The sequence below is a fragment of the Zobellia sp. B3R18 genome (genome assembly GCF_018860715.1).
Classification (GTDB): Bacteria; Bacteroidota; Bacteroidia; order Flavobacteriales; family Flavobacteriaceae; genus Zobellia; species Zobellia russellii.
In genome coordinates, this window is the sequence record NZ_JAHKQG010000011.1 from 420,259 (window position 1) to 433,975 (window position 13,717).

11 protein-coding genes are annotated in these 13,717 nt (G+C 37.8%); 6 read left to right on the forward strand and 5 right to left on the reverse strand.

What is annotated here, in order from left to right:
• Nucleotides 1–21: 21 nt before the first annotated feature.
• Entirely contained in the window at nt 22–558 is a 537-nt protein-coding gene (locus tag KO513_RS08290) for an alpha-ketoglutarate decarboxylase (protein WP_252735713.1), read from the forward strand.
• Here KO513_RS08290 and KO513_RS08295 read toward each other — a convergent pair.
• The 3 genes from KO513_RS08295 to KO513_RS08305 all read right to left on the reverse strand — a co-directional run bounded on the left by KO513_RS08295 (nt 555) and on the right by KO513_RS08305 (nt 3,267).
• On the reverse strand, nt 555–908 hold the full coding sequence (locus KO513_RS08295; RefSeq protein ID WP_215913000.1) for a hypothetical protein: 354 nt from the start codon (nt 906–908) through the stop codon (nt 555–557). The genes KO513_RS08290 and KO513_RS08295 overlap by 4 nt on opposite strands.
• A gap of 85 nt (nt 909–993) precedes the next feature.
• Nucleotides 994–2,010 carry a UDP-glucose 4-epimerase GalE gene (gene galE / locus KO513_RS08300; RefSeq protein WP_215913001.1) on the reverse strand — a complete coding sequence of 339 codons (1,017 nt, stop codon included), beginning with the start codon at nt 2,008–2,010 and terminating at the stop codon, nt 994–996.
• Nucleotides 2,011–2,112: 102 nt separating this feature from the next.
• Nucleotides 2,113–3,267 (reverse strand): DegT/DnrJ/EryC1/StrS family aminotransferase, encoded by a 1,155-nt coding sequence (locus KO513_RS08305; protein WP_215913002.1) that lies wholly within the window; start codon nt 3,265–3,267, stop codon nt 2,113–2,115.
• Nucleotides 3,268–3,358: 91 nt separating this feature from the next.
• Between KO513_RS08305 and KO513_RS08310 the strand changes: the two genes are divergently transcribed.
• Entirely contained in the window at nt 3,359–4,594 is a 1,236-nt protein-coding gene (locus KO513_RS08310; RefSeq protein ID WP_215913003.1) for a 3-deoxy-D-manno-octulosonic acid transferase, read from the forward strand.
• Between the two features lie 778 nt (nt 4,595–5,372).
• On the forward strand, nt 5,373–6,572 hold the full coding sequence (locus KO513_RS08315; protein WP_215913004.1) for a fumarylacetoacetate hydrolase family protein: 1,200 nt from the start codon (nt 5,373–5,375) through the stop codon (nt 6,570–6,572).
• On the opposite strand, the gene KO513_RS08320 is transcribed toward KO513_RS08315, so the two are convergent.
• On the reverse strand, nt 6,558–7,109 hold the full coding sequence (locus KO513_RS08320) for an RNA polymerase sigma factor (protein ID WP_215913005.1): 552 nt from the start codon (nt 7,107–7,109) through the stop codon (nt 6,558–6,560). The two genes, KO513_RS08315 and KO513_RS08320, sit on opposite strands and share 15 nt — an antisense overlap.
• Nucleotides 7,110–7,204: 95 nt before the next feature.
• On the opposite strand from KO513_RS08320, the gene KO513_RS08325 reads away from it, so the two are divergent.
• Nucleotides 7,205–8,377: a FecR family protein gene (locus tag KO513_RS08325; RefSeq protein WP_215913006.1), complete on the forward strand. Its 1,173-nt coding sequence runs from the start codon at nt 7,205–7,207 to the stop codon at nt 8,375–8,377.
• Nucleotides 8,378–8,438: 61 nt separating this feature from the next.
• On the forward strand, nt 8,439–11,450 hold the full coding sequence (locus tag KO513_RS08330; RefSeq protein ID WP_252735715.1) for a TonB-dependent receptor: 3,012 nt from the start codon (nt 8,439–8,441) through the stop codon (nt 11,448–11,450).
• Nucleotides 11,451–11,559: 109 nt separating this feature from the next.
• Here the strand turns inward: KO513_RS08330 and KO513_RS08335 are convergent, their stop codons facing one another.
• Nucleotides 11,560–12,456, reverse strand: a complete 897-nt coding sequence (locus KO513_RS08335) for a helix-turn-helix domain-containing protein (RefSeq protein ID WP_215913007.1) — start codon at nt 12,454–12,456, stop codon at nt 11,560–11,562.
• Between the two features lie 186 nt (nt 12,457–12,642).
• Between KO513_RS08335 and KO513_RS08340 the strand changes: the two genes are divergently transcribed.
• Complete coding sequence (locus KO513_RS08340; protein WP_215913008.1) at nt 12,643–13,713, forward strand: efflux RND transporter periplasmic adaptor subunit; 1,071 nt, start codon at nt 12,643–12,645, stop codon at nt 13,711–13,713.
• The last annotated feature ends 4 nt before the right edge of the window (nt 13,714–13,717 follow it).

Sequence of the window (13,717 nt, forward strand, 5' to 3'; positions counted from 1 at the left end):
AATTTTGAAAAAATAAAGATAATGATTAAAAAACTTTATAAGATCCCAAAAAGTACTTTTTTAGGGTTATTTCTTATCGTTTTTGCATTAAATTGTTCCGCACAGAACACTTCTGCACCTTCAGATTTCTGGAATAACGTAAAATTTGGAGGCGGGCTAGGTTTTGGACTCACCAATGGCGGCTTTAATGCATCTGTCTCACCTAGTACCATATATCAATTTAACGATCAATTTTCCAGTGGCGTTAGTTTGACGTTTAACTATGCCAAATTGAACAATGACAAAAGGTACGCTTATGGCGGCAGCATCCTTTCTTTGTACAACCCTTTACCATTTCTTCAAATTTCTGCGGAACTAGAGCAATTACGAATTAACCGATCAATTTCTATTAACGGTTTTCCTGATATTGAAGACAATTATTGGTCTCCGGCACTATTCCTAGGACTAGGATATACAGACCGGAATTTTACGCTTGGAATTAGCTACAACCTGCTCTATGATGACAATAAGAGTATTTATGCAAATGCCTGGCTTCCTTTTGTGAGGGTCTACTTTTAGGAGTACTTACTTTTAAGCCATACCTTTTGTAGTTCTCTTTTTAATATGAGAAAGGCCACTTGATCCGCCACCTCAACTACATCGGTGACGGTTATTTCTTTAAAGGCCTTCTCCGGAACATCTACAATGTAGAGCAAATTGAGGTATTCAGAAAAACGCTCCATGATAAGGTAATATATTTTCTCCTTTAGAACACTTTTTAAACCCTCCGGATGTACATCTGGACTAAGGCCAATATGAATATTGGCCAGACCAAAATCCTTTATCAATTGGGCAACCAACTTTTTATAAAGGTCGTTCTTTTCTGCATTGGCAAGCAATTCTGTACTATTGGAAAAATTCAAAACCATAAATTAACTACGTTGTTGAGTGTAACGTTGGTTTTGGATTTACAAAAAAATAACCCCTAGTTACAGAAAACACAAGACAATTAGGTTAAGCCCTAATTTTTTGTTCCCACTCCCAAGCGGATTTCATTGCTTCATCTAAGGAATATTGTGCTTTCCAGCCCAAAACTTCATTTGCTTTCTTTGTATCCGCATAAGCAGATATAACATCACCAGGTCTTCTATCTACAATTTTATAATTCAGCTTTTTTCCTGAAACTTTTTCAAAACTGTGTATTACCTCTAACACTGAACTTCCTTTTCCAGTACCTAGATTAAAGACTTCGTAGTTATCTTCGTTTTTATTATCCAACAACCGTTGTAGTGCCTGTACGTGTGCTTGAGCTAAATCTACTACGTAAATATAGTCACGAACACAAGTGCCATCTTCAGTAGGGTAATCATCTCCAAAAACAGATAGCTGCTCTCTTAGGCCCACACCAGTCTGCGTAATAAACGGCACTAGATTTTGTGGCACACCAATAGGCAATTCCCCAATTTTAGCGCTCGGGTGCGCTCCCATAGGATTAAAATAGCGCAACGCTATAGCATTCAATGCCGGCGTAATAGCGCAGGTATCGCGAATTATCTCTTCGCCCATCTGCTTGGTATTACCATAAGGCGATTCTGCCGGTTTTACCGGGGCCTTCTCACTAATAGGCATTTCATCGGCTTGACCGTAAACCGTACAAGAAGAGCTAAATATAAAATTGGAATTGTCTTTCTTAGACAGTTCTTTTAATAGGTATACTAGCGTACCAATATTGTTTTCGTAATACAGAAGAGGCTTCTCAACACTTTCACCAACTGCTTTTGAGGCTGCAAAGTGAATTACCCCTTCAATATCCTGATGTCTTCTGAAAAAATCTTCAACCTTTGACTTTTCCTTTAAGTCTATTTTTTCAAAAAGTGGCATTTTACCGGATATTGAAGAAATACCCTCCAATACTTTTTCGGATGAATTAGAACAATCATCTATTATTACCACCTCAAACCCCTTGTTCTGAAGTTCTACAACTGTATGCGATCCAATAAAGCCGAGCCCGCCGGTCACTAATATTTTCATAGTTCAATTTTTTCGAAACCTATAAAACACCTGTTTGGTTCCTTCTGTAATTTATAATCTAATTCGTTTTTAAAAATCCATGATTAAGAAGCGAAAGCACTCTTAACCATTTACAAAATTTAAAACTGTTGTTGTAATAAAATCTATTTGCTCATCATCCAGCTCTGTATGCATAGGCAATGAAATAACTTCTTTCACCAATTGGTTCGTAACCTGAAAATCTGCTTCATTATAACGCTCATCCGCATAGGCTTTTTGCTTGTGTAAGGGAATAGGGTAATAAACCCCGCAAGGAATATCGTTCTCGGCCAAATGCTTTACCAAAGCATCTCGTTTTCCGTTGGTGACCCTTAATGTATACTGATGAAATACGTGGCAGGTACAATCTTGGCAAATCTCATTTTTACACTTGGTCGTTACAGGCGTAATAATATGTTCTTGCCCCTTAAAAGCGGAATTATAACTTCTGGCCGCTTGTCTCCTGCGGTCACAGTACTCATCTAACTTTGGCAGTTTTGCACGAAGAACCGCCGCTTGTATAGAATCCAATCTAGAATTGACCCCTACCACATCATGATGGTAGCGCTCATACATACCATGGTTTACAACACCTCTTAATGTATGCGCCAATTCATCATCATTGGTAAAGATTGCTCCTCCATCTCCATATGCCCCTAAATTCTTTGAGGGAAAGAAAGAAGTAGCGCCCACATGACCTATGGTTCCAGCTTTTTGTTTACCCCCATTATCGAACAAATAATCAGCTCCAATAGCTTGTGCATTATCTTCTATAACATATAGGTTATGCTGTTCCGCCAATTGCATAATAGCATCCATATTGGCACATTGCCCAAACAAATGAACAGGAACAATGGCTTTGGTTTTAGGCGTTATGGCCTTTTCAACAGCCGCAATATCTATATTGAACGAATCTGGTTCCACATCTACCAACACCGGTGTTAATTGCAAAAGGGCAATTACCTCTACGGTGGCAGCAAAAGTAAAATCTGCAGTAATGACCTCATCTCCAGGCTGGAGTCCCAAGCCCATCATGGCAATCTGCAAAGCATCCGTACCATTGGCACAAGGAATAACGTGTTTTACACCTAAGTATTCTTCCAACTCCTTTTGAAACGACTGTACTTCCGGACCGTTTATAAAGGCCGAAGTTTCCATTATAGTAGCTATAGCCGAATTTACCTGTTCTTTTATTCCTTCGTACTGGCCTCCCAAGTCGACCATTTGAATTTTTTTCATCGCCATGAATTATATAAATCTGTGCAAAAATACGAAACCAAGCAGTACAATTTTATGTAAAGAAGTGTAATTTAGCCCAAAATATGAATCAGTGCATAGCATCTATAATGTGATTGTTCAGATTTCTTGGTTCTTCCTGAAAATTCTGGCCCATTTCAATTCTAAATTAAAGTTGTTCGTAAACGGCCGAAAGCATTCCTTTTACCTACTGGATAACGCTATTTCCAAAGAAGACAAAACACTTTGGGTACACGCCGCTTCACTAGGTGAATTTGAGCAAGGGCTACCTATTATAGAAAAGCTAAAAAAAGAATACCCTACCCATAAAATTGTACTCACCTTTTTTTCTCCATCAGGATATGAGGTAAAAAAGAATACCTCTGCAGCAGATGTTGTGGCCTACTTGCCCATGGACACCAAAAAAAATGCATCTCGCTTCATAAAATCCGTACATCCGGACTTGGCCATTTTTATAAAATATGAGATTTGGCCTAACTATGTAAGGGCATTGGAAGCCAACAAAGTCCCGGCCATTTTAATTTCTGCCTTGTTCAAAAAAAGCCAAGTTTACTTTAAGCCTTACGGTGGATTTATGAGAAATACACTTAAAAAATTCTCGGGCTATTTTGTTCAGGACGAAAATTCAAAAAAACTATTGAAATCCATTGGAATAACCAATACCGAAACTAGTGGGGACACCCGCTTAGATCGTGTTTCCGAAATTTTGGATAGAGATAACACCTTGGATTTTATGGAAGTCTTTAAAAACGACAAACTATGTTTTGTTGCCGGAAGCACTTGGCCCGAAGATGAAGTCATATTAATAGACCACATCAACCATGCTCCTAAAAACTTAAAGTACGTACTAGCCCCGCATACTATAAAAAAGGATAAAATTTTGGGCCTTGCCGGTGCATTTACAAAAAAAACCACACTCTACTCAAAAATTGACAACAACAATCTTCGCGATTATGATGTGTTAATTATTGACAATATAGGGATGCTCACAAAAATTTATAGTTATGCCGATATCGCCTACGTTGGCGGAGCTTTTTCTACCGGATTGCACAATACCTTAGAACCAGCTGTTTTTGGAATACCGGTTATTATTGGACCTCATTACGAAGGGTTTAAAGAAGCGGAAGATTTGGTAGACCGGAAGGGTATTTACCCCATAAAAGACCAATGGACATTTGGTGAACTGTTGAAAAAATTCTTAGATAGTCCCGAATTCCGAAAAAAGACAGGCGAAATAAATGCAGGCTACATTTCTAAAAATAAAGGGGCCAGCTCGGAAATCATGAACCACATTCGAAAGCTCCTGTAAATTTCTATTTAAAATTCACCCCTTTTGCAAGAATCCAGGTTTTCATAAACTTGTGATTCCCTCTAAAAAAGTGATGCAAATTACCTGAATAATCGGTATTTCCATTTAACCAAGATACGTTTCACCGTTTTTATTACACACTTCAACCAAGAAACATACTAAACATAAATCAGTTAAGTCAAATAATTCGCAAAAATTAAGCTTCATATTTATTAATTTCTTAAATTTAAAGAAATCTAACACTTATGGAACAAGAGCTAACTTTTGGAGTAAAAATGCTCAATGGATTTCTTAGAATTATGATTGCCTGTCTGGTATTTATCTTATTAGCAGTACCGGTGGCACTCGTTTTAGATTTGATAGGAATCTTATAGCACCCTAAAAACATTGAATTGACCGAACATAAAAATGGCCCTGTAGAAGGGCCTTTTAATTTTCATAAAATTGCAAGTAGGTTCATAGCATAACCTGATCTATTTACTATATCCAACAGAGATTTCCTTACCTGCTCCCAGGTTTTTCCAAACTAAAGTTTCATTAATAGTCAATCTCACGCTAAAGCCTGCATCTTTCATAATTATCCCAGTCCCCAGCAGGAGCTTCAATTTATATTTAGAATTTAGAGCTGTTCGCACTCAATCTCTAAATTCCTATAATACGTGTAATCTTTCTATTGTTTAATAGACCTATCTTAATGAAAGCACTAGTTTTCATCCAAAAGCACAAACATCCAAACTAGCTTTATTTACGTATTTTCTAAGACCACCAATACTACAAAATGAAATACATTGACTTGAACACCCTTATCCCCCAATTGGCGGAAACAGGTACATGGATAGGCAGATGCGCTGTACCATCAAAAAAAGCATATAATGGAGTGGCCGGACCCCACGTAGTTTTAGCCAGAAAAGGAAACGTTTATGATCTTTCTGCACATTACAATTCTACCAGCGAATTAATCAATAGTAAAGACCCCGTTACCAAATTAAAGGCATTGACCAATTTGCCCAAACTTGGTAAAGTAACGGACATTCTTAAGAACTCTCTGTATTTCAATAGAAATCCCAAGATTCCATATTTCATTGCTCCAAATGATATTCAGGCTATAAAGGCTTGTGGTGTTACTTTTATCAAAAGCCTACTGGAAAGAGTCATTGAAGAAAGAGCCAAAGGAGATGCCCATGCGGCCAATGACATCCGCCAGACCATATACGCCACATTAGGCAATGATTTAAATAAAGTAGTAGCCGGTTCTCCCGAGACCGAGAAGCTCAAGGAAGAATTGCAAAAAAAAGGTCTTTGGTCTCAATATCTTGAAGTAGGTATAGGAAAAGACGCAGAGGTTTTTACAAAAGCCCAACCGTTATCCACCGTTGGTTTTGGTGCGGAAATAGGTGTTTTAAAAAGTTCTAAATGGAACAATCCCGAACCGGAAATTGTACTTGCGGTATCCTCTTCCGGCAAAATAGTGGGCGCCACATTGGGTAATGACGTAAATCTTCGTGATTATGAGGGCAGGAGCGCCCTTTTACTGGGCGAGGCTAAAGACCAGAATGGTTCTTGTGCCATAGGCCCTATGTTCCGTTTGTTTGATGACACTTTCTCTCTAGATGATGTTAAAAATTGCGATGTGGAATTTGCCATGGAAGGAAAAGATGGTTTTACCACCTCTGGAAGCAATAAAATGAAAGAGATCAGTCGCACTCCTGAAAATCTGGTTTCTCAGGTGATAGGCAAGAACCACCAATACCCAGATGGTCTTGTTCTCTTTTTAGGCACCATGTTCGCTCCTACGGAGGATCGAGGTAAAAAAGGATTGGGCTTTACTCATAAAAAAGGGGATCAAGTAAATATTTCCTCAGCTCATTTAGGAACACTTATCAATTGGGTAAATACTTGCGATAAAATACCCAAGTGGAAATTTGGCATTGGAGCTTATACAAGCTATGTTTTAAAAAGAAGTTTAAAGAAAAGTTAGACTCAGTAATAAGAAAGTAGTAGCATGCTGTCTTAAAAAGTGCAGCGCTTTAGACATTTGGTTTTCTACCGTCTTAATGGAAATACCCATATCCAATGCAATCTGCTTGTATTTCTTTTTTTCCAACTTATTTTGCACGAAAACTTCTTTACACCGTGGTGGCAGCTGCGAAATAAGAACGTTTAGATTTTCTAGCTTCTCATCTACCCTGTCTCGTTCAAAAGCGGTATCGGCAATAACTTCCCATTTGATTTTATCCAAGGTATCAAAGTTTATTTTCTTTGCTCTAACGTGTTGTAAAAACTGATTGTAACAACATTTGAACAAATAATTCTTTACCGATCCATTAATATGTAACTGAGCTCGTTTTTCCCATAAATGCACCAAAGTATCCTGAACAATATCCTCTGCTAAATAGCGATTGTTACACATTTTAAAAATGTAGTTACACAACCAATCATAGTATTCGGAAAACAAATACCGGTACGCTTCGGCATTGCCGCTCTGCATCTTTTTGACCAGTTTCTGTTCGTTCATTCTTTATAGTATTCTTTCAAATTTAAATAAAAATCATTCATAAGTAGGGGTTTTTTGACAATTATGCATCATTAAGTTAAAAGGTGTAAATATTTATGAATTACCACGAACTAATTTCTAAATGGCTGGACGGGACTATTTCTTCCGAAGAGAAAACACACCTAAAGACCTGGGTATCTACAAATGAGGTCAATTTAAGCATCTTTAAAAAGAGAATTAGGGAATCCAATAAAGAAACCGCTTCAACTTTTGATTTTGAGAAAGGTTTTTCAACCTTTAACGCTAGAATTTCAGTAAAAAAACGCAACAGAAAACGGCTTCTTTACGGCCTATCCTTTGCTACTTTAGGCATAGTGTTGGTACTGGGAGGCTTAAAGCTCCTGAACTCCCCATTCTCAACAAATAAGGCAGAACCCATTATATCGAGCATTGATACTGATCAAGAACCCATTGAGCACATAACTATTACTTTGGCAGACGGCAGCACCAAAATTCTATCCAGTAATGGTTCTGAGGTATTGACGGATGCGGACGGAAACATAATTGCCGACAAAAACAGAGGCGAACTCAGCTTTCAGTCCAAAAACCAGAATAGATCTATGCCGGTGGTTTATAACGAAATTTATATTCCCTACGGACAGACCTTTAAACTTAAACTGTCCGATGGTACTTCAGTTTGGTTAAACGCTGGTTCCAGGCTAAAGTTTCCTACCAATTTTAATAATGATTCTTTAGTAAACAGAACTGTTTTTCTTGAGGGCGAAGGCTTTTTTGATGTTACCGAAAACAAGAAAAAGCCATTTTTGGTAAAGACCCAAGGTCTTACCGTTAAAGTGCTAGGCACACAATTTAATGTTTCGTCATACCAAAACGAAGAAACCATTGCTACTACTTTAGTAGAAGGCAAAGTCAGCATTAACGAATCTAACGCTCCTAGCAACGAAATAAACCTGACCCCAAGTTTCCAGGCCAATTACAAAAAGTCCGAAAGTAACTTTAGTAAAGCAAAAGTGCAGACAGAGCTTTATACCGCCTGGATGCAGAACAAACTAATTATTGACAACCTTAAGTTTTCCGAAATCCTGGTCAAACTTGAAAGGATTCATCAAGTAAAATTTCAAAATAACGCACAACATCTAAACAATGAAGTCTTTAAGGGCGAATTTGAAAATGAAAGCATAGAGTCTATACTCAATACAATTTCACTTAGCACTCCATTTAATTATACAATAAATCAAAACACAATAACCATAAAAAGCAAAAGCTAATGTAACACTCTCATTTATAAACAAAAACAACTAATTAGTAACTATCAAATTCACAATGATCATGAAAAAAAACCAAAAACACAGTGCTCAGGCCACCAAGCGCCTCAAGCAACTAAATCTAAAGACCATGCTCAATTTGTTTTCGCTGTTCTTTATTGTTTTTCAAGTGAGCGCGGGCACAACATCTCAAAAAAAAATTGAGTTGGATTATGAGAATACGCCGCTAAAAAACATCTTGAACGAAATAAAAACGCAAACCCAATATCGTTTTTTCTACAATACAAAAGAGATAGACGATACCAGAAAGATTTCGTTTCACGCCAAAGAGGAAGCACTTGAACAGGTATTGACCAAGCTTTCTAAAAAGGCCAATTTCGATTTTAAGATAAACGGAAAGCAAATTGTACTCACCAAGAAAACAGAAGCCCCTAGTTTGCCCCAAGAAAGGGAAATTGAAGGTACCGTTAAGGATGCATCCGGCGAACCCCTCTCCGGAGCAAGTGTTGTAATCAAAGGAACCACAACAGGAGCACAAACTGACTTTGACGGTAATTTTACCATTACCGCTCCAGATGACACCGCTGTTCTTGTTGTATCCTATATTGGGTACGAAACCTTGGAAGTGACCATTGCCGGAAAAAGTTCTTTTAACATTACCTTGAACGAAGCTGCAGCCCAGTTAGACAATGTGGTTATCGTGGGATCAAGAAACCCCAACAGGACTTCTACGGAGACAGCTACCGCAGTTGACGTAATTCCTATGGAGGATGTTGTTTCCAAAACGGGTAAAATTGAGGTTAACCAATTATTACAATATGCGGCACCCTCATTTAATGCGAACAAACAGTCCGGATCCGATGGAGCAGATCATATTGACCCCGCTTCTTTACGTGGTCTGGGCCCTGACCAAACCTTGGTCCTGATCAACGGAAAAAGAAGACACCAATCTTCATTGATCAACGTATTTGGAACACGTGGTAGAGGCAACACGGGTACCGATCTTAATGCCATTCCATCGTCTGCAATTAAAAGAATAGAAATCTTAAGGGACGGTGCATCTGCACAGTATGGCTCGGATGCCATTGCCGGTGTTATCAATATTGTACTAAAAGATAGAACGGATGAACTTTCCGGATCTATTAGCTATGGTGCCTATAGCACTAATGCCCAAGGAGATTTCCCTGATGGGACACCCAACACAGACGGTAACCGACTAGACACGGAAAGAGATGGAAACGCCATAGGCGACGATCAAAACTTTGACGGTGGGTCTATAAAATTCGCTGCTAATTATGGCGTTAAGATCGGCGAGGAAGGTTACGCCAACTTTACTACGGAGTATATAGCGAAAAACAAAATTCTAAGACCCGGTTTTGATTTTAGAAGGGGCTTTGGCGAGGCCGCTATAGATGGGTTTAATTTCTTTGGAAACATAAACATTCCGGTTACGGATAATACGGAAATCTACGCTTTTGGAGGTAGAAACTATAGAGATACAGATGCCTTTGCCTTTACCCGGAACAATCCTACGGAACGTAATGTAGTAAGTATTTACCCTAATGCTTTTACACCTCGTATCACTTCTAATATTATTGACAACTCTGTTGCTGTTGGGGTACGAACTGAAATGGAAAACGGTTGGAACGTAGATATAAGTAACACTTTCGGAAAGAATTTATTCCATTACTTTATTAAAGGTTCTTTAAATGCTTCTCTTGAAGAAACATCACCTACAGATTTCGACGCTGGTGGACACAGCCTTAGCCAAAACGTAACCAACTTGGATGTTTCTAAATTTTATGAAGATATCATGTCCGGTATGAACCTAGCCTTTGGTGCAGAGTACAAAACCGAGAATTTTGAGATTTTTGCAGGTGAGGCCTCGTCATACGGAACTTTTGATGTAGATGGTGTGCTAATTACAAACCCTGCCACACAGACCATTCCTACGGATCCGATAACGGGCAATCAAAGACCTGGAGGCTCACAAGGTTTCCCCGGTTATAGTCCTGCCAACGAAGTAGACCGAAGCAGAAGCAACGTTTCACTTTATGGAGATTTAGAACTGGACGTTACCGAAAAATTCTTGGTAAGTGGTGCCGCTCGTTTTGAGTATTTTAGTGATTTTGGTAGTACCACTAACGGTAAGTTGGCGGCAAGATTAAAAGCATCCGAGAACATTAACATAAGAGGTTCCGTTAGTTCAGGTTTTAGAGCACCTTCATTAGCGCAAATCTATTACAACCTTAAATTCACCAACTTTATTGGTGGTGTAGCTTCGGAATCGCTTCTTTCTCCAAATAACAGTCCGGTTACCGCTTCTTTCGGTATAGGGCCATTAAAAGAAGAAAAAGCATTTAATGCCGCACTAGGCTTCACCGCCAAAGCCGGTAACTTTACCGCAACGGTAGATGGTTACTATATAAAAATTAAAGACCGTATTGTACTTACGGGAGATTTCCCTGCACCGCAGATACCCAATGTAAATTCAGCTCAATTCTTTGTAAACGGTGTAGATACTCAAACTTCAGGTCTTGATGTTATTTTGGCTTACAAAAATACGCTTTCGGAAGACAGTTCATTTGGCGTAACCTTTTTGGCCAACTTCAATGATATGAAGATTGATAATGTAAATAACGGAAGTTTGGATGAAAGCACATTCTTTGGTGAGCGTGACAAGGGTTTCTTATTGGCCTCTGCACCTGATAGTAAATTAAACTTAAACCTAAACTACACAAAAGGTTGGTTTGATGCTGCATTAAGCTTCACCCGTTTTAGTGAGATAGAACTTATTGACTACCAGATTTTTGAGGATTTTGCTGATTTAGGTTATTCTTCGCAAGCCGATTTATTAGATGGAGCAACCGATAGGTATAGTGCAAAAATAGTTACTGATCTAAATTTTGGGTTTGAACTATCTGAAAGTTTAAAACTAAGTGTAGGTGGTAATAATCTGTTTAATGTGTATCCTGACCAACAAGATGACTGGTCTGATTCAGGCGGGTACTGGGATGCCGTACAAATGGGCTTTGCAGGTTCTTATTACTACGCAAGACTCGCATTTACCTTCTAAAACAAGCACTTATATTTGTTTTAGCTAAGTGCCAAAAGCCACTCAATTGTATGTTGAGTGGCTTTTTTATTTTTCGACCCTATTTACAATCACAATAAGAAATAATAAATTAACCATCTACATTTAGTAGTTCTTTTTGCCTCTTTCTAAAGGCTTTAGGGGTTTCGCCTACAGCTTTTTTAAATGTTTTTGTAAAGTAAGAATTGTCATAAAAATTAAAGAAATGGGCAATTTCTTCGCTACTCATATCGGTATATACTAGATACCTTTTTATTTCTATGATCAACTTTTCATTGATCAGTTCACTTACGCTCTTACCCATAGCCTTTTTGGTAATGCGGTTAAGGTTTTGGGGCGTCATATATAATTGAGCGGCATAATCTACTACACTTCTATTGTTTTTAAACTGTTTGTTTATTAAAGACTCTAAAGTCATCATATGTTGGGTGTCAACACTTATTTTACTTTCTTTTGATGCTCGGTAAAGTCTTGATAGTTTTACGAGGACTTGGGTGAGTTGAGCTTCAAGCATTTCGTATTTTAAAAAATCATCATTCACATATTCTGTGTCCATTTCATTTATAAGCCGTTGAAACATCAGTAAATCTTCTTCTGATAATTCAATAAAAGGCTCACTTAAAAATCTATTGAAAATGGGTAAGGATTGTAACCATTGTTGTGCTCCATGTCTTAATATAAAGTCTGCTTGAAAGAGTACGCCAATACCTTCTGTAAACTCACCGTTAATGGCGAATACTTGCCCGGGGCTTCCAAAATAAACCGTGTTTTTTTTGGGTTTGTAACTATTGAAATCAATATTTAGTTCACTATTGCTTTCCACAAAAAATGAGATACCGTAGTTAACGTTTCTAAACGGATTGCCACTTTTTATGTATTCGGGCATATTTTCAGGCTTCAGTAAAATAAATTTCGGCTGTGTGATACTCTTTTGATTTGCGTAATCAGCATACAGTTCCGGTATTCCAATTTGTGGTATATCTTCCATAGAAAATGGTATTTATTTATTTATTTAAAACTACCATTTTATGAGCTAAATAGTGCTTTTTTATGGTATAATGTTCTAATAATACCATAATAGGATATTTAATTACCATTTTTACGATTAAATGCTACGTTAACTTTGCGCCTCAAAATAGATAATTCTAATATGATGCGTAAATCTGAATTTGGTATGAAGAAAAAATACCTGTGGTATCTACCAAAAAGCCTTTCAATTGTTTTTTTGGTGCTATTAACTATAAGCTGTGCTAACGAGGAAAAACCCAAGGTAAATAAAACCATTAAGGTAGAGGTTATGAACGTTGGTCTCAATACCAATAATTCTCAAGGTAAAGTAGCTTATAATGGTACAATAGAAGCAGATGTAGCTATAAAGTCTAGCTTTCAAGTATCTGGTAATGTAGTACATGTTCCTGTATCTATTGGCGACTTTGTAAAGAAGAACCAATTGGTCGCGCAAATTGATGCTACTATTTACTCTAGCCAATATGAACAACAACTTGCCCAGGTACGTTTGGCAAAAGAAAATTACGAGCGTATCAATAATGTTTTCCAAAAAGGAAGTATTGCAGAGATAAGAATGTTAGAAGCTAGATCACAATATGAGCAGGCACAGGCAGCAGCAAAAATGACCTATGAAAATGTGCGACATGCAAAACTATATGCCCCAATGGACGGGTATGTTAGTGACAAAATGATGGATGTTGGTGATTTGGCGCAACCTGGTCAACCGGTAGTGGAGATCGTGAATATTAACGCTGTAAAAGCTGTATTTCCAATACCTGATGGAGAAATCAATTCCATAACAAAAGGTGATTCTGCAAATGTAAATCTCCCAACATTGGAAAAATCAGTTATAGGAATTGTGGATGAAGTTTCCATACAATCCAATCAAGGTTCACCAGTGTATACGGCATATGTAAAATTGAACAATCCTTATAAACAGATAAAACCTGGTATGACCTGTAATGTGCGTTTACAGGATAAGGTAGACAATGGTAAAAATGTAAAAGAGGTTATCGTAATTCCTTCAGAAAGTATTGCGGTTACAGAAGATGGTAAACAGTATGTATATATAGTTGACAATGGTATCGCGGAAAGAAAATATATAGAAACTGGCGAATTGTATGATAGTGGTATAGTGGTTAAAAAGGGACTTGCCAAAGGAGATCATCTTATTATATCTGGTTATCACAAACTAACACAGAGTACACCGGTAGAAATTGTTAATGACGCTAAGTAGTTTT

Coding starts and splice junctions, on each gene's coding strand:
- KO513_RS08290 (WP_252735713.1), top strand. CDS start 22: ATGATTAAAAAACTTTATAAGATCCCAAAAAGTACTTTTTTAGGGTTA.
- KO513_RS08295 (WP_215913000.1), bottom strand. CDS start 908: ATGGTTTTGAATTTTTCCAATAGTACAGAATTGCTTGCCAATGCAGAA.
- galE (WP_215913001.1), bottom strand. CDS start 2,010: ATGAAAATATTAGTGACCGGCGGGCTCGGCTTTATTGGATCGCATACA.
- KO513_RS08305 (WP_215913002.1), bottom strand. CDS start 3,267: ATGAAAAAAATTCAAATGGTCGACTTGGGAGGCCAGTACGAAGGAATA.
- KO513_RS08315 (WP_215913004.1), top strand. CDS start 5,373: ATGAAATACATTGACTTGAACACCCTTATCCCCCAATTGGCGGAAACA.
- KO513_RS08320 (WP_215913005.1), bottom strand. CDS start 7,109: ATGAACGAACAGAAACTGGTCAAAAAGATGCAGAGCGGCAATGCCGAA.
- KO513_RS08325 (WP_215913006.1), top strand. CDS start 7,205: ATGAATTACCACGAACTAATTTCTAAATGGCTGGACGGGACTATTTCT.
- KO513_RS08330 (WP_252735715.1), top strand. CDS start 8,439: ATGAAAAAAAACCAAAAACACAGTGCTCAGGCCACCAAGCGCCTCAAG.
- KO513_RS08335 (WP_215913007.1), bottom strand. CDS start 12,456: ATGGAAGATATACCACAAATTGGAATACCGGAACTGTATGCTGATTAC.
- KO513_RS08340 (WP_215913008.1), top strand. CDS start 12,643: ATGAAGAAAAAATACCTGTGGTATCTACCAAAAAGCCTTTCAATTGTT.